14 protein-coding genes are annotated in these 16,390 nt (G+C 43.2%); all 14 read right to left on the bottom strand.

The window, feature by feature from the left end; translation table 11 throughout:
- Nucleotides 1–741 precede the first annotated feature (741 nt).
- Nucleotides 742–2,985 (bottom strand): DNA translocase FtsK, encoded by a 2,244-nt coding sequence (locus Q0101_RS03290; protein ID WP_297942343.1) that lies wholly within the window; start codon nt 2,983–2,985, stop codon nt 742–744.
- 159 nt (nt 2,986–3,144) lie between these two features.
- Nucleotides 3,145–4,389 carry a type II secretion system F family protein gene (locus Q0101_RS03295; protein ID WP_297942308.1) on the bottom strand — a complete coding sequence of 415 codons (1,245 nt, stop codon included), beginning with the start codon at nt 4,387–4,389 and terminating at the stop codon, nt 3,145–3,147.
- Nucleotides 4,386–6,134, bottom strand: a complete 1,749-nt coding sequence (locus Q0101_RS03300) for a GspE/PulE family protein (RefSeq protein WP_177389147.1) — start codon at nt 6,132–6,134, stop codon at nt 4,386–4,388. The genes Q0101_RS03295 and Q0101_RS03300 overlap by 4 nt, the downstream gene beginning before the upstream one ends.
- A gap of 5 nt (nt 6,135–6,139) precedes the next feature.
- The gene (locus Q0101_RS03305) at nt 6,140–6,679 is read right to left on the bottom strand and encodes a hypothetical protein (protein ID WP_297923674.1); all 540 of its coding nucleotides are present in this window, start codon (nt 6,677–6,679) and stop codon (nt 6,140–6,142) included.
- A complete protein-coding gene (locus Q0101_RS03310) occupies nt 6,676–7,683 on the bottom strand; it encodes a hypothetical protein (RefSeq protein WP_297942310.1) in 1,008 nt (335 codons plus the stop codon). The genes Q0101_RS03305 and Q0101_RS03310 overlap by 4 nt, the downstream gene beginning before the upstream one ends.
- Complete coding sequence (locus tag Q0101_RS03315) at nt 7,676–8,506, bottom strand: ATP-binding protein (RefSeq protein WP_005870282.1); 831 nt, start codon at nt 8,504–8,506, stop codon at nt 7,676–7,678. Before Q0101_RS03315 ends, Q0101_RS03310 begins: the two co-directional genes overlap by 8 nt.
- The gene (gene mshL, locus Q0101_RS03320) at nt 8,499–10,007 is read right to left on the bottom strand and encodes a pilus (MSHA type) biogenesis protein MshL (protein ID WP_297942312.1); all 1,509 of its coding nucleotides are present in this window, start codon (nt 10,005–10,007) and stop codon (nt 8,499–8,501) included. Before mshL ends, Q0101_RS03315 begins: the two co-directional genes overlap by 8 nt.
- Entirely contained in the window at nt 9,985–10,413 is a 429-nt protein-coding gene (locus Q0101_RS03325; protein WP_297942314.1) for a hypothetical protein, read from the bottom strand. The genes mshL and Q0101_RS03325 overlap by 23 nt, the downstream gene beginning before the upstream one ends.
- Nucleotides 10,413–11,066 (bottom strand): hypothetical protein, encoded by a 654-nt coding sequence (locus Q0101_RS03330; protein ID WP_295152091.1) that lies wholly within the window; start codon nt 11,064–11,066, stop codon nt 10,413–10,415. Before Q0101_RS03330 ends, Q0101_RS03325 begins: the two co-directional genes overlap by 1 nt.
- Nucleotides 11,066–12,586, bottom strand: coding sequence for a hypothetical protein (locus Q0101_RS03335; RefSeq protein WP_297942316.1), 1,521 nt, complete (start codon nt 12,584–12,586; stop codon nt 11,066–11,068). Before Q0101_RS03335 ends, Q0101_RS03330 begins: the two co-directional genes overlap by 1 nt.
- Nucleotides 12,587–12,648: 62 nt before the next feature.
- Entirely contained in the window at nt 12,649–13,518 is an 870-nt protein-coding gene (gene era / locus Q0101_RS03340; protein WP_297942320.1) for a GTPase Era, read from the bottom strand.
- Nucleotides 13,519–14,021: 503 nt separating this feature from the next.
- Entirely contained in the window at nt 14,022–15,341 is a 1,320-nt protein-coding gene (gene hslU, locus Q0101_RS03345; RefSeq protein ID WP_297942322.1) for an HslU--HslV peptidase ATPase subunit, read from the bottom strand.
- The gene (gene hslV, locus Q0101_RS03350; RefSeq protein ID WP_177389129.1) at nt 15,338–15,886 is read right to left on the bottom strand and encodes an ATP-dependent protease subunit HslV; all 549 of its coding nucleotides are present in this window, start codon (nt 15,884–15,886) and stop codon (nt 15,338–15,340) included. The genes hslU and hslV overlap by 4 nt, the downstream gene beginning before the upstream one ends.
- On the bottom strand, nt 15,879–16,322 hold the full coding sequence (gene rplI, locus Q0101_RS03355) for a 50S ribosomal protein L9 (RefSeq protein ID WP_295152082.1): 444 nt from the start codon (nt 16,320–16,322) through the stop codon (nt 15,879–15,881). The genes hslV and rplI overlap by 8 nt, the downstream gene beginning before the upstream one ends.
- Nucleotides 16,323–16,390: the final 68 nt, after the last annotated feature.

The raw sequence follows: 16,390 nt of genomic DNA on the forward strand, positions 1-16,390 counted from the left end.
GCAAAATTGCACATAGGCATTCGTGCCGCAAATCAGCCGCCACGCATGGCAAGCCAATACTCCGGCAGTTTCTCCCGCTTGCGCAGTTGCAAGACATTTCATATTGGCACGATGCGATTTAAAATTTAGGTCCGCTGCAGCAAATTTTAAAATTTTAAAATTCTAAAATTCTAAAGCCCAAAAAGAAGCAAAATTTTAAAATTTTAAATTCTGCAGGGCTCTATAAATTTATAAAATTTAAAATCGCAAAATTTTTAGTGCTCAATTTTTAAATTTTAAAACCATCCTATTTTCTACTCCGCTTGCACTTTAAAATTTCATGCCACGGTTTAAATTTGGCGCCAAGAACACAGCGCGCAATTTAGCTGCGCCTTAAATTTCAATTCGTTTTAAAAAACGATGCGTCGTAAACGCAAGCTGCAAAACGCGCTGTTCATACTCACCGAGCACTACTTTTAAAACGTCTCCCGCGCTGCAAGAGGCTTCGATCGCATCCGCGCATCAGTATAAACCGTCCGCCTTCCCCCGGTCACAGAGGCACAAGTGCGAGCTGCAGAACGCGCAAATTTTAAAATTTAAAATCCGCCATGCAGATCAAAAAATTTTAAAATTCCACCGCTTCAAATCCGATAAATTTTAAAATTTCACCGACGCAGATCGGTTAAATTTTAAAAATTCCGACGCCGCAAATCCAATAAATTTCAAAATTTCGCTGCTTAAATTTTATCAAAATTTTGAAATTTACTTGATTATGTCGCGCTGGCCTTTGGCGTTGATCTCGCTTAAAACACCCATCTGTTCTAGCTGCTCGATGATCGTCGCGGCGCGGTTGTACCCGATACGCAAGCGGCGCTGCAGGTAGCTGATCGAGGTCTTCTCCTCCTCCAAAACAATCGCCTTCGCCTCGTCGTAAAGCTCGTCAAGCACGATATTTTGCGGATTGATTATGCCACCTTCTTGCTTGGCGCCCTCGTTTTCGATCAAAAATCGCTCGTCATAAACGACGCTTTCTTGCGCCTTTAAAAATTCCGCGATCTTGTTGATCTCATTCTCGGTCGTAAACGGCGCGTGCAGGCGGATGAGCCCCGGCGCGGTAGGCGGCGTGAAGAGCATATCACCCCGCCCGAGCAGGCTGTCTGCGCCCATCTGATCCAAAATCACTTTGCTATCGACCTTCGAGCCCACGCGGAAGCTGATGCGACTAGGCAGATTCGCCTTTATCAGCCCCGTGACGACGTCCACGCTAGGGCGCTGCGTCGCTACGATGAGATGGATGCCGCTAGCGCGCGCCATCTGCGCCAGACGCGCGATGTAGTGCTCCACGTCCTTGCCGCTCGTCATCATCAGATCCGCGAGCTCGTCGATGATAACGACGATGTAAGGCAAAATTTCGCCGCCCTCGCGCAGCATCTTTTCGTTGTAGTTGTCGATGTTTTTCGTCCTGTTTTGCGCCATGAGCGAGTAGCGCTGCTCCATCTCGGCGACAAGGTTGCTTAGCGCGATAATCGCCTGCTTAGGCTGCGTGATGACGGGCGTCAGCAGGTGCGGGATGTCGTTATAAATACTAAACTCGAGCATCTTCGGATCGATCATTATAAGGCGCAGGCTCTTGGGCGAGTTGCGATACAAAAGGCTTAAAAGCATGGCGTTGATGCCCACGCTCTTGCCGCTTCCGGTGGTGCCTGCAATGAGAAGGTGCGGCAGCTTTTTAAGATCGGTGACGAAAGGCTGCCCCACGATGTCCTTGCCAAGCACGATGGTAAGCGGACTGGAGGCGCTTTTAAACACGTCGCTTTCTAAAATTTCACGCAGATAGATCGTATCGATATTTTGATTCGGAATCTCGATGCCTACGACATCTTTGCCAGGAACCGGCGCCTGGATGCGAATGGTCTGCGCCCTAAGAGCCATCGCAAGATCGTCTTGCAGCGTTAGAATTTTACTTACCTTAATGTGCGCGGCAGGGCGAAACTCAAATGTCGTAACGACCGGACCTGAGTAGGTCCGCACCACGTCGCCGTCGATCTTGAATTTACGCAGTTTATCGAGCAGGTCATAAATTTTACGATCGATCTCGCTCTCGTCGATGCTACTTTTCTTTTTCGGCGGCGGGTTTAAAAAATCAAGCGGCGGCAGCTTAAAATCCTTGGGCTTAGCCACCCTGCCCTTGTCGAGCTGATCCAAAAGCCTTTTATTTTCGGCGACTTCGCTTAGGCGCTCGACCCTTTTTAGCCTGCTCGGCTTTCCCTTTTGCGGCATTTTAAGCTCGCGTTCAGTGGAAGCCTGCGGACCCTGTGCATCACTGAAATTCTGCTCATTTTCAGGCTCGCGAGTATCGTTTAAATTTTGTAAATTTCGCTCACCTTCAAAACTGCGCCCGCTTGCACCTTGCTCCGCAAAATTACCCTGTTTCGCCGAATTTTCCTCTGCGCTCAAAGCGTCATTCAAAGCGTTAAAATTTTCCGCACCTCTCAAGCCCTGCGCAGACGAATGCCTTGCAAGCCCGTCCCTTTGCAATGTATCCGCGTCGCTAGCGAAATCGTCCCCAATTTCATCCTGCGAGCTTTCATCTCTTGAGCCAATAAAGCAGTTTTTGATGATGTCGGTAAAACGGTCTTCAAATATGAGCACTAGCGAAAGCACAAAAATCGTAATATTAAAAATCCACACGCCGACGCTTCCGATCATTCGCCTAAGCCCATCCACTGCAAAGCTGCCGACTGCTCCGCCGCTAGCGCCAAAGAGACTCGACTGCACCATCAAAATGGTAAAAAATAGCAAAATGGCTCCGATGCTAAACTCAAAAAATCTAAAGTCAAAACCGCGAAAATGCTTATAGGCTACGTATGCTAAGGCGAGCAAAAATAGCGGATAGATGTATGCAAAATAGCCGAATAGCTGGGTATTAAATGAGCGGATGGCGTTGCCTGCGCTACCTACAAGCGCGGAATCGGGTGCAATAGTAGCAAGCCCAAAAAATATTATGATAGCCGATATGACGATAAAATATACTTCTTTAACTATGATTGATCCTTAAATTTAAAGCGGTATTTTAGCCAAACGAAGGTTAAAATTTTATTTGAAGGATGAAATTTTAATGCTTTGATAAAATTCCGCGCCCTCACAGGCGCGGAATTAAAGGAGTTAGTTTTTGACGGCTTTGCCCAGATCCCACATAGGCATGAAGATACCCAGAGCCAAAAGAAGAACCATGCCTGCCATAAAAAATAGCATGATCGGCTCGACGTAGCTTGAGATATTATCGATGATATCATCGAATTTCTCTTTATAATAATCCGTGACGTTGCCAAGCATCTTATCGAGGTTGCCGGCCTGCTCGCCCGCGCTGATCATCTGAATAAGCATACTTTCGTAAAGCCCTGTATTGTTAAACGCCTCGGTTAGGCTCACGCCCTGCTGCACGGCAATTTTAACGGTAGAGAGCTTCTCTTTTAAAGTATGATTATCCACCATTAAAACAGATGTATCCAGCGCATCTGCGATAGGGATACCCGCTCGCACAAGCTCTGTAAAAATAAGCATAAATCGCGACATCGTCGAGAAAAATATGATCTTACCAAATAGATAGACCTTTAAAATCGTCTTGTCAAAGCCCTTTTTAAACTCATCGTTATTGCGATATGCCCATCTAAGAGCTATGATAGTGCCTATGATGCCTGCTAAAACAAAAATTCCATAATTATTAAGAGTACTTTCGATGCCAAGTAGAATTCTAGTAGGTAGTGGCAAATCCGCGCCCAAATCCTCAAAAATCTCGCGGAATTTCGGCACGACATACATCATCAAAACCGAAAACGCAATCGCCATAACAATCATAAGGATCATAGGATAACGCATCGCCTTTTTAAATTTACGCTGGTTCTCCCAAAGCTCTTGAAGCATAGCAGCAAGCTTAGCTAGAGATTCTGCCATATTACCGGTAGCTTCGCCCAGACTTACCATCGCAACGACGACATCGCCAAGCTGACCTCTAAATTTCTCCGTAGACTCTGTCAAGCTAAGACCTGCGTTAAGATCATCGTTCATAGCACTAAAAATCTCTTTTAGCGTCTTATCCTCTGCCGCCCTTGCGACCTCTTTGATCGAGTCGTGGATTGAAATTCCGGCATTTGTCATAACGGAAAGCTGACGGATCGACGCTACTAACGGCAACGTTCTAACTCTTCCGCTTCCACCTAGCATGCGCGAAACCTGCGCCTTAAAATCGCCGCCCGTATTGGCTACGACTTGGGTTTCACCTCTTTTTACAATCGTCCCGCCTACGCGCTGCTTCATGAGGTTGTTTGCTTGCACTTTATCGCTGGCTTGCAAAAACATCTTCCTTCTTGCGCCCTTGGCGTTGTATTCAACTTCTAATTGCTTTTTCATTGTTTAGCCACCCTATAAATTTCTTCTATACTAGTTACTCCGCGCGCAGCACGTATAACACCGTCTTCAAACATATCTATAAATCCCTCCTCCTTCGCCAAGGCTCTCATATCGTCCTTTGAGCCACCGTTAGCGATCAAGCTCTGCATTTTATCGGTAATAGGTAAAATTTCACTAATCATCTCACGCCCCATGTAGCCCGTTTGACCGCATTGATCGCAACCTACGGCCTTAAAAAATGTGTATTTTTCAGGCAAGAATTCCTTCAGCTGATCAAGCATCGATTTAGGTAGATTCGTAGGCTGCTTGCAGTGCGGGCAAAGCTTTCGCACAAGACGTTGCGCCTCTACCGCAATCAGTGCACCGCTTATGAGATAGGCTTCGATACCCATATCCACTATTCGCGGGATCGCGCTAACGGCGTCGTTAGTGTGTAGGGTCGAAAAAACCAAGTGTCCCGTAAGAGCAGCCTGGATCGCGATTCTAAGGGTCTCTTGATCACGAATCTCACCGATCATTATGATGTCAGGGTCTTGTCTTAAAATCGAGCGCAGTGCCGAAGCAAAGGTAAGACCTGCTTTTTCGTTAACTTGGACTTGTTGGATTAAATTTACTTGATACTCTACCGGATCTTCTACGGTAATGACCTTGGTATCGATATTTTTAATATCGTTTAGCGCCGCATATAGCGTCGTAGACTTACCGCTTCCTGTAGGTCCGGTAACCAAGATAATACCATATGGAGCCTTCATAGCGTTATTAAATTTCTTAAAGCTATCAGGGTGCATGCCGAGCTTTTCCAGGCTTATGATAACTTTGGATTTATCTAGAATACGCATAACTGTAGATTCACCGTTGATAATAGGCAGTGTCGAGATACGAAAATCATATTCGCGACCTGAAATTTTCATACTAAATCTACCGTCCTGCGGCTTACGGCGCTCGGCGATATCCATATTTGAAAGTAGCTTCAATCGGCTTACTAGCGGTGGATAGATATCCTTATCAAAGATAAAAATTTCAGCGAGCATTCCGTCGATTCTGGTGCGAACGACGCAGTTATTCTCGGTAGGCTCGATGTGAATATCACTACCGCGCATCTTAATAGACTGACTAATTATCATCTCAATGAGCTTCAAAATCGCCGAGGTATCATCGCTGCTTCCGCTACCGCCGGTGTTGGCGAGCTCTTTGCGGATCTCCGCTACGAGCCCTTTAATGCTCTCTGAAAGCTCAAGCTTAGATAGATATTTATTTACCTGATTTGGATCGGCTACTACGATTTTAAGCAGCTGTTTGCTAAACATAGCCTGCGCTTTATCTTGCGACTCAAGATTAAACGGATCAGAAAAAGCAACGTAAATATTCAGATCATCCGCTTTAACCGGTATCACGCCGTATCTTTTAAGCTGTGCGGTAGGAGTGCGTTCCGATAGCCTGAAGTCTATATCGATATCATCTAAATTCATATACGACAGGTTCATTTTCTTGGCTAGAATTTGCAAAAATTCCTTTGGATCCATCGAAAATTTTTCGCTTATATCGTCAAATGCTATCTGACGACGCTTGTACAGCTCAACTAAAATTGAGCAAAAATCATCCTGGCTTAGATAGTTATCTCCGACTAAAACCTCTCCTAGCGTCAAGCCGATATCCATCTTGTCCTTGATTTCCGGAACAACGGTGCTAGTAAGGATATTGTTTCGTATTAAAATCGCAACGATCTGCTCTTCAATCTTCGTCATCGCGATCACCAATAAATTTTAATCGAGCTAAGCTTATCGCCAGTATAAATTGCAATTACCATCTTTTTTACCTCTTCCTCTTCTTTGATAAAAAGCTCGGCGCGCTCGCCGTTTTCTAGGGTAAAGACATACGTATCACTCTTTTTTACGTATGCTCTCTCCGTAAATTTATCAAAAATTTCAGACAAAATATAATTAATTTTAGGCGTTCTTATATAGCTTATGTCTACACCGTCGCAAAGCGCCAAATAAAGCATCTTTTTTTGAAAAATTATGGTCGAATAAAGAGAAGCGTTCTCGCGAGCCTCTTTGGTTTTATAAAGCATTACCGTAGGCACTACAAGCTCATTTACTTTGTCCATCTTCAGGCACGCTTTGGCATACATATTCGCAAGTGCCTCGCTTTGTTCTTCGATGAATAAATTTCGCACGCTTTCTTGGCAGATACGGTTATACTGACCGATCTGATCCCAGTTGCGCACGTCATCGGCGCTAACTGCAAATAACGACGCGATCGCAAAAGCTAAAATATATAAAATTTTCATAGTTTGTCGCTTCTTATCTTTGAAATGAGGTTAGAAATTTCGCTATTTTTCGCCTTTGCGTTAAAGGTCTCAAGAGCGTAAAGCGCGTCTTCCTTACGACCCTTTTTATAATTGGCTTTAGCAAAAATTATCCAGCTAGCGACGTTGTCCTTATCAAGCTCATTTGACGTAAGAGCCCATTTGATCGCATTGTCGTAGTCTTTCTTATTATACGCTTCTTCGGCTAGCGATAGCGAATACTCAATCTTATTCGTCGCGTAAAATTTACTCTCCAAGCTCTGCTTATCTTCGCTTAAATTTGAAGTTTTTATCTCAATTCTGGAACTTAGCGGAGCGCTACTTGCGGTATTTGTAGAACCTCCCGAGAAATTTGATTTAGGCGGCAATGGAGCACGCCCAAAATCGATAACCTCATTTTTAGGTGGCTGATTTGCAAAAGCTGCGTTATTGGTATTAGGCACATTAAATGTAGGAGCATTTTGATTGCCAAAATTCTGATTGCCAAAATTTTGACCGCCGAAATTCTGCGCCTGAGCCTGCCCGCCATAGTTTCCGCCATTTTCGTAATTATTGGTTATCTTAAATCCACCGGAATCCTCGCTGGATAGCACACCCACATCGTTTAAATTTAAACTTGGGCGTTCCTTTTCGTGTTTAGAAGCGCGGGCAACTTTCGGCGCGCTAATGTTATAATCCTCTTTAGAGATATTATTTTGCACTGCAAGATCTGCCGCCTGCTGCTCGGCATCACTAGCAGAATTTGTAGCTCCGCCCTTATCCTCAATATTTTGATTGATACTTGCCATACTGACGCTATCACTATCTTTAAGCAGCCAAAATATCGCTCCGATCGCAACCGAGATCAATATCAAAAGCCCCAAAATCGTCTTGTCGAATCTCAATACGAAATTCGGCTTAGATTTCAGGAAAGAAAACTGCTTTCTGTTTTTGTTATACTCTTCCCATTTTTTTTCAAGTTCGTTTACTTCGTAAAATTCAAGCATTTATTATCCCCGAGCCTATCGCTGCCATCTCTATAATTTTATTATTAATCTGCGAAAAACTAATTTCCGTAGGTTTGTTTACTTCGTAATACTCAAAAAGCTCATACATCTTATACATAAGCTTGTTGATATTCCTCATGTTGCCGTCCGTTAAATTTAAAATCAAATCGAAATTATCGTCACTAAACATAAAATAGTATTGTTGAAATCCATGAAGCACAAGCTTTTTTTCAATATACAACTTGACTTCGCCTAAATTTGAATTAGGAAGCTCGATGCTCTCCCAAATTCTAGTTTTAAAATAATCCTTCGCGAGGCGATCTTCCTCATCCGTCTTATGCACCGTAAATAAAAATTTAAATAGTCTAGTATCTGCCATAAGGCGAATTTTTTCTATCAAATTCCCAGGATACAGCTGAGCCTCATCAAGCAAAATAACGACCTGCTCTACCGCCCCTACGTTAGTAGAAATTCCAAATCTCTCTCTGTAAACTCGCATAAAATTCTCGTAATTATCAATCGGCTCGCTAGGAGTTGAATGAAAAATCTGCGAATACAGCTCTAAGAAAAATTCTTTCTCATCAAAAAACGGCTGCGGCACAAATACGACTCTTACCTTTTTTTCAAGATCGACCTTGATCTTATTAAGCAAAAATGTCTTGCCACAGCCCGGTTTGCCGTAGAAAAGTATAAGTTTTAACGGCTTTTGCAAAGCATTTAAAATTTTATGATAAGCAAGGGTCGATTTATCGAGATTAACGAAGTCTGAGACTTCGTTATCCTCGATAAAAATCTCCTTGATCGCCGTATAGTTATTACTCATTTTCGTAGATGGATTTTGAGTAACCTAGCTCTTTAAGAGAGGTAGCAAGCGGCGCGCCGGTATTGTCGATGATATGTGGAGTTACTACAAAGATTAGCTCTGATGTGCTCAAAACATCGGCAGTACTCTTGAAAAGATTTCCGATTAATGGAATTTCAGCTAGCACAGGCACCCTAGTGTTATTCTTGGACTTAGTTGCGCCGATTAAACCGCCTAAAATTACAGTATCGCCATCATCTACCCAAACTACACTAGAGAGTTTCTTTTGCAAGGTATCAGGTGCGATATCTCTTCTGCCATTCTCTCTCCTTACATTATCTTCTGCATATTTAAGAGAACTTAAAGACGGATTAATTCGTAGCATAATCCTATTATCATCTGAAATTTCAGGCAAGATATTCAAAAGAATACCTACAAAGATCGAATACTGATCATCCGACTGGGTATCTCCGCCTTGATAATCACCTGTAGTAGTAGATTTCAATACATAGTTAATGGTATCACCTACGGAGATAATAGCAGGCTGATTATTCATCGTAGTTACCTTAGGGCTTGAAATAATCTTGGTTTTACCTTTAGTCTCTAGAAAGTTAATCAAACCGTCGATATTAAAATTTAGATTAGCCCCTATCGTCCAAGTTCCGTGAGTATCGCTAGCCTTTCCTCTATTTCCGTTATCTATGTGATATCCTGAAAGCTTAGTCGGATCTCCACCTACATAGGTATTAAATCCTAGTTGAAATTTACTCCAATCAATACCGGTAGTGTATTCGTTATTTAGCTCGACAGATATGATATTTACGTCTAGCAAGACTTGACGACTAAGGCGTTTTTGCATACCGCTTAGATATCTATCTACGCGAGCTATCTGAGACTTCATAGCAGTAACGGTTACTAAACCGGCATTTTGATTTATAATAGGAGCGACTGCGACGTATTTTTCGGTACCGTTATTTAAAACAGAGGTGATTTCCTCGCTAATCTTCTCCCAAAAATCAAATTTCTCTTTGGTAGTGATCTTATTATCTTCTTTATTTTCTTTATCGTCGCTATCATCCACTTTCGTAGGTGCGGAATCGACAGAAGATTTAGTAACAGCAGTACCTTCTCTAATAGAGGTGATGTAATCCACTTTAAAAGTCCTAGTCTCTAGCGCTGAAATTTTTAATATGCCATGAGAATACTCATAGCTTAGATTATTCTCTTTTATGAGTAGATCTAAAACTTCGCGTAAAGAAAGGTCTTTGATGCTTACGCCTTGCAGTGGCTTACTCATCTCCTCTTGAGCGATAGCATCTTTTGCTACCACTGAAAAGCGGCACATATCGGATAGCTGAGTTAGCATCTCATTTAGCGTAACGGTATCGTTAATCTTGATATTTAGCGCCTTCCTATCGCAGTTACCTGTAGTTGCGGGAGCGGCATATAGACTAGTAGCCGTAACAGACAAAGCAAGCATAGCAGCTATGCTAAGCTTTTTACTTATATGTAATAATGACATTTTGACTTCCTTGTTTTAGTGTTAGTTCGACTTTATTTTCATCGTCGTTGGTAATAATAACGCTATTACCCGTTATTTGCACGATCTTATATGAGCCTACATACTCGCCCAAACCATACCACTTATCGTTTAGCTTAACCTTATCACCCATAATACCTACTAGCTGATAACCTAGATCCACCTGCTGATTAGCTTCTCTAGGCACATTGGCTTCTTTAGGATAGAACGGATCTTGCAAAGAAGCTATCTGCTCATCACTAAGACCCACTCTAGGCTTACTAAGATCATCGAATATCGCATCGTATTTAGCTTTATAGGCTCCATTACTAGGCGCCACCGTCTGATTATTATCTACAGCAAATAGAGCAGTAGAAAGTAGCAAAGAGCATAAAATTAACTTTTTCATTAGTAATTTACTCCCCAGATAGATATACCGATGCTTCCACCGATTTTGCCATTTTTAGTGGCATTGATATCCATCTTATTTACATCTACGATCATCTCCGATTGTTCGATAAGGTTGATATACCTAAGGACGTTCGAAAATGCTCCTTCAAATTTCACATCTATATCCAGCAAGGCTTCAGGCTGAAAAATTTGTTTGATGCTAGGCTCTCTTCTATCGCTGTGAATAGCATAAATTTTAATATTGTTATTCTCTGCGATCGTTGAGAGGCTATCCATAAATTTAGCCCAGTTCTTTTCATTATAGGTAAGCTTTGAAATTTCTTTTAGCTTACCGTCTAGATACCCGCGCTCTTCAATGATATTGTTAAGGTTGGTCCTAGCACCATTGAGGATATTGCGTTTATTATCAACGAAAGCTTTAGGATCACCGCCAAAAAACTCGTTATACTCTCTTTGTGCGCCTTCAAGCTTCGTCGTGGCAGTACTTAGATTTGTTTCGCTCTCCTCTAAATACGGATCCGCATAGCCACTCAAAATAAAGTAAGCTACCACACCTACAAACAATAAAGCTATATAAAAATAGTTATTTGCACTATTTCCCTTGGAGGCAAACCATTGATCAAGTTGATCTAATGAACTTTTCTTTTTCATTATTTAACCTCCACACTGATGTTGCTATCGTAAAAGACGGTTTTATTACCCTCTTGCAGCGCGATTGTTTTAGTATCCACGCCATACACCTCTTTTTTACTGATATCCTCTAAAAGCTCGGTCATCTGCTTATCGTTTTTGGTGCGCACCTGAACAGTTAGAGTCCTATTCTCATCACCGATCCTAACCATATTGCCCTTATTTTTAACGACCATATTGGTTAGCTCAAAAATAGAAACACCCTTCATAGCGTAATTGTTTTTCTTGTCTAAGATGGCATTAATTAGATCGCGCCTGTCGTTAAGCTCCTTACCACTCTTAGCAGCCTGGGCATTTACCTCTTTAGTCTCTTTATCCAAACGCGCATTTTCTGCTCTAGCAGGAACCATCTGATCTTCCAAACCTTGATATTCGCTAGTTTTATCATTAGCTACCATATTATTATAATATCCATAGCCGAAGTTATACGCAGGATACACAGCCCCAAGTAAGCAGCCTAGCAACATATAGCCTATCAGCTTGCCGGTTGATCTTTGGGTCAAAGGCGGAGGTCTCATAAACGGCGAGTAGTTGTGATCGTCATCTTTGGTAACCAAATAATCTTGACCCACCAAGAACATCAAAATATCTAGCTGAGTGAGCGGATAATCTTTTGCGTTGATTGCAACGTTAAAATTAAAATCCTTGTATCTTAGCTTTAGATTATTTTCTACAAAAACCTCGATCGCAGGAATTTTACCGATATCCGTTCCGATATAGACATTTTGAATATTGACGTTGTAAATTTTACTAATACCGTTCAACACGTCGTTGATGTAGTAAAACATATCGTCAAAAATTTGGATCATATAATCGCGTTCGGTCGGATTTTCTAAATTTACTCCCTGTTTGGAGAGCAATCTATAAAAGCTCTCTTCATCGACTCTACTACCGACTAGCTCGACATATTTTTCATGCAAAAATTTTAGGTTATATCTTACTTGACGAGATTGAAAATATTCGCCGTTTTGATACACTACCAAAAACGCATCGTCGCGCTGCAAGTATATGAAGCAGTCGATTCCGTCGCGAGTTAGGACGCCTCTATTATACAAGCCCTCGTATAAAAATGGAGCCATAGCCACATAGTCGATGTAGTTCGTCCTAGCGGCGATCGCATCGAATTCTGAAGTGAGTTTGGCATTATCTACGACAAAGACATTGAAAATTCTATCATCGCCGCCAGCGCCTATTACCTCACTATAAGTGATTTTGTAATCCAAAGCGGTGTCAAGCCCCAGCTCCTCATACACCTTAACGACGATCGCATCTAAAAGATCCGCGTCCTCTACCGATCTGCTTATCTCGACCGTCGCAGTCATTATATCCTTATACGGAATATATGAGACGTAAGTTTCCTTCGCACGATTTGCTTTTGAGAAGTCGTGCTCGAAAACTTCATTCTCACTTAGACCGAATATGGTTTGCGTGACTTTGTTAATCGCAACAATCGAACTAGCATTTTTACTATTCTTTGCCATAACACTCCACTTCCAAATGAAATTTTCTACGCTGCTAATACTAATAGAAATAAAATAAAATGTCAATAGATAAAATCGGTTTTTACCATAAATTCGTTATTTTTCCAGCTTTTTTTTACAAAAACTGTTAATTTTAAGTAAATTTTGACCTTAGAAAAATTTGAAATTAACTTTTTGGCTCGAATTCCGATCCGTTTGATCGCCTCGCCATTTTTGCCGATCAGCATCTCTTTGTGTGAATTGCTGTCCGTTATGATCCGCGCATATACCGAGATCAGACCCGGTTTTTCCACTACTTTTTCCATCACGACGTCGCTGCAATACGGGATCTCGTCGCTCATACTCTCAAAGATCGCCTCAAGTATGAAGTCGCGGTAAATTTCGCGCTCGTTGGTCGCGCTTAAAATTTCGGGATCGTAAAAGTACTCATGCTCGGGCAAAATTTTACAAATTTCATCCAAAACCTGCTTTTTATAGACCTTTTTTTTGATGCTAACAGGGATTATCGCTTCGAATTTATCGGTAAATTTTTGATATTGCAGCAGCTTTTGCACGATCTTTTCGTCATTTGCTTCGTCTATTTTGGTTAGAATAACGATGTGTTTGGCGCCTGCGTTTAAATTTAAAAATTTTTCATATTCTGCGGTATCATCGTGCACGGGCGCCAAAAACAGCACCAAATCGCAGCCCTCAATCGCCCCGAGCGCCACCTCGACCATCAGTTTATTCATCAGCTTGGCGCTTTCGTGCAGCCCCGGCGTGTCCGTGAAAATCACCTGATCTACGCCGTTCATCGCGATGCCGTTAATCTTACGGCGCGTAGCGTTGATTTTGTGCGAGACGAGCGAAATTTTCTCGCCGCAGAGATAGTTTAACAGTGAGCTCTTGCCCGCATTCGTCCGCCCGATGAGCGTTACAAATCCGCTTTTCATATTTTCCTTAAATTTATAAAATTTTATCCTGCTTGCGACCGTAGCGCCAAGCCCTAGCAAGCAAATTTAAAATATCGCTTCATACAAATCGGCTCCGCACGAGCGGTGGAATTTTGAAATTCCGCCATCACATAAGCGGGTAAAATTTAAAATTTCAAGCCGCGCGGTAGCGATAAATTTTACCCGCCTCGGCGCAAAATTTTATCTATCCCAAATTCTACTAGCCGCAAATTCTGCAACTTCATAAATTGATCGCGAAATTTTAAATTCTATCCTGCCATGCGCTACGGCTTGACATATAACCCGCGCAGCACAGAATTTCGATCATTCCTGAAATTTTACAGACTTAAAATTTCAAAGTATCACCAAATTTAAAAGAACGAAATTCTGCGTATCTTTAAAATTCCGCTAAATTTTGCGCCCAAAATTCTAACGCTTTGCAAATTTCAAAAGCGCAAAATTCCGCGACTCTGTAGAATTCTAAAAGTAGCTACCGCGCCGCCTTATAAAATGTATTTCGCCAGATCCTCGTCGCTTGCGATGCCTGCGAGCTTTTCGCTTACGAGTTTTTCATCCACGACGATCTTTTGCCCTTTAAACTTATCCGCTTCGAAGCTGATATCCTCAAGCACCTTTTCCATTATCGTATGCAGCCTTCTAGCGCCGATATCCTCGACCTTTTCGTTCGTACTCGCCGCAAATTTCGCGATCGCCTTGACCCCGTCCTCGCTAAATTCCAGCTCCACGCCCTCGGTCTTTAAAAGCGCCGAGTACTGCTTAAGAAGCGAATTTTTCGGCTTGGTTAAAATTTCGCACAGCGCCGCCTCGTCTAGGCTGTCAAGCTCGACGCGAAGCGGGAAGCGCCCCTGAAGCTCGGGTATGAGATCGCTCGGCTTGCTGATATGAAAGGCGCCCGCGGCGATAAAAAGGATGTGATCGGTGTCGATATTGCCGAATTTCGTGCTTACGCTGCTGCCCTCCACGATCGGAAGCAGATCGCGCTGCACGCCCTCTTTGCTCGGATCCTGCCTACCGCTATTGCCGCTTGAGACCGCCACCTTATCGATCTCGTCGATAAAGATGATGCCCTCGTTTTGCGCGCGCCTAACGGCTTCTGCCTTGATGCTCTCCATATCGAGAACTTTCTCGCTAGCCTCGCTTTTAAGGGCAACTTTGGCGTCTTTGACCTTCATCTCTTTTTTGCTTTTGCGCGTCGAAATTCCGATTACCTTGATGAAGCTTTCCTGCATATTCGCCATCTCGGGCGGTAAATTCGGATTTGATTCAAGCGCATTTTCGCTCACTTCGATCTCGATGCTAAGATCATCCAGATCGCCGCGCTCGAGCTTAGCCGCCATCTTTTCGTAGCTTTTTTCGTAATCTGCGACCTTCTCCTCGCTCGCTCCGCGCGGAAGCGGCGGAAGGACTTTTTCTAAAATTTTACGCTTGATGTAATCATCGATCTTGTCTTTGTTCTTTTCAAATTCCTCACCGCGCACTAAATTTACCGACGCGGCAGCCAGATCGCGCACCATGCTCTCCACGTCGCGCCCCACGAAGCCCACCTCGGTATATTTGCTCGCCTCGACCTTGATAAAAGGAAGCCCGAACATCTTTGAAAGCCTACGCGCGATCTCTGTCTTACCCACTCCGGTAGATCCGATCATTAGGATGTTTTTGGGCATCACCTCGTTTTTCATCTCATCTTCGAGCGCCATTCTGCGGTAGCGATTTCGCAAAGCTACCGCTATCGTGCGTTTGGCGCTATTTTGTCCGATTATATATTCGTCTAGTTTCTCTACGATCTGCTTTGGCGTCATCATCTCTTTTCGTCCCAAATTGCGTATGTTTTGATGTTTTCGTTTGTGTAAATGCAAATCTCGCCCGCGATTTTAAGGCTTTGCTTTACGAGCTCCTCTTCGTCTAAGCTTGCAAATTTATCCAAAGCTCGCGCCGCGCTAAGAGCGTAATTCCCGCCGCTTCCGATCGCTGCGATCTTGCCGTCGTCCGGCTCTACCACATCGCCCGTACCGCTAAGCAAAAAGATATTTTTGCGATCCAGCACCAGCATCATCGCTTCGAGCTTTCGCAGATACTTATCCTTGCGCCACTGCTTGCTAAATTCTATCACCGCCCTTAAAAGATCGCCCTTTGCGCCATCTAAGCACTTCTCAAACATATCAAAAAGATTAAACGCATCGGCGGTGCTGCCCGCAAAGCCCGCTAAAACATTACCCTCTTTGCCGATCTTTCGAATTTTAGTCGCATTACCCTTTAAGACGGTGTTTCCGAACGTAACCTGCCCGTCGCCGCCGATGACCGAGGCCTTCGCGCCTTTGTAGGCTAAAATGGTAGTCGCTTCAAACACTAGCCACCTCTATCTCAAATTTAGCGCTTATGCCGTGCTTTAGCTTGGCATTTACGTCGTAAATCCCGGTCGTTTTGATAGCCTCGGTCTCTAAAATTTTCTTATCGATTTCGATCCCTTTTTGCTCTTTTAGCGCGGTTGCGATCTCATCTTTGGTAACCGAGCCGAAAAGCGCGCCGCTCTCGCCCGTTTGTTTTACGATCTTTACGCGGATCTTGGCTAGCTCCTCGGCTAGTTTTTGCAAGCTCGCGACCTCGTATTTTTCAAGTTCGGCTTGCTTTTTCTTATCCGCTTCAAATTTACGCAAAACCTCCGTCGTAGCGGCTTTGGCGTAGCCTTTGCCGATTAAGAAGTTATTGCCGTAGCCGTCCTTGACCTCCTTTACCTCGCCCGCCTTTCCGAGCCCCTTAACGTCTTTTATTAGTAATACTTTCATCCATTATCCTTTTAAATTTAGCTTTAAATTTATAAAATTTTATAGCGGCGCGGGCGGATCTGAAATTT

Source organism: uncultured Campylobacter sp., assembly GCF_937921625.1.
Classification (GTDB): Bacteria; Campylobacterota; Campylobacteria; order Campylobacterales; family Campylobacteraceae; genus Campylobacter_B.

Bases quoted from the DNA above. Each gene is read 5' to 3' on its own strand.
- rplI (WP_295152082.1), bottom strand. From the start codon at position 16,322: ATGAAAGTATTACTAATAAAAGACGTTAAGGGGCTCGGAAAGGCGGGC.
- Q0101_RS03330 (WP_295152091.1), bottom strand. From the start codon at position 11,066: ATGAAAAAGAAAAGTTCATTAGATCAACTTGATCAATGGTTTGCCTCC.
- Q0101_RS03305 (WP_297923674.1), bottom strand. From the start codon at position 6,679: ATGAAAATTTTATATATTTTAGCTTTTGCGATCGCGTCGTTATTTGCA.
- Q0101_RS03335 (WP_297942316.1), bottom strand. From the start codon at position 12,586: ATGGCAAAGAATAGTAAAAATGCTAGTTCGATTGTTGCGATTAACAAA.
- Q0101_RS03315 (WP_005870282.1), bottom strand. From the start codon at position 8,506: ATGAGTAATAACTATACGGCGATCAAGGAGATTTTTATCGAGGATAAC.
- mshL (WP_297942312.1), bottom strand. From the start codon at position 10,007: ATGTCATTATTACATATAAGTAAAAAGCTTAGCATAGCTGCTATGCTT.
- Q0101_RS03295 (WP_297942308.1), bottom strand. From the start codon at position 4,389: ATGAAAAAGCAATTAGAAGTTGAATACAACGCCAAGGGCGCAAGAAGG.
- era (WP_297942320.1), bottom strand. From the start codon at position 13,518: ATGAAAAGCGGATTTGTAACGCTCATCGGGCGGACGAATGCGGGCAAG.
- hslU (WP_297942322.1), bottom strand. From the start codon at position 15,341: ATGATGACGCCAAAGCAGATCGTAGAGAAACTAGACGAATATATAATC.
- Q0101_RS03310 (WP_297942310.1), bottom strand. From the start codon at position 7,683: ATGCTTGAATTTTACGAAGTAAACGAACTTGAAAAAAAATGGGAAGAG.
- Q0101_RS03300 (WP_177389147.1), bottom strand. From the start codon at position 6,134: ATGACGAAGATTGAAGAGCAGATCGTTGCGATTTTAATACGAAACAAT.
- Q0101_RS03325 (WP_297942314.1), bottom strand. From the start codon at position 10,413: ATGAAAAAGTTAATTTTATGCTCTTTGCTACTTTCTACTGCTCTATTT.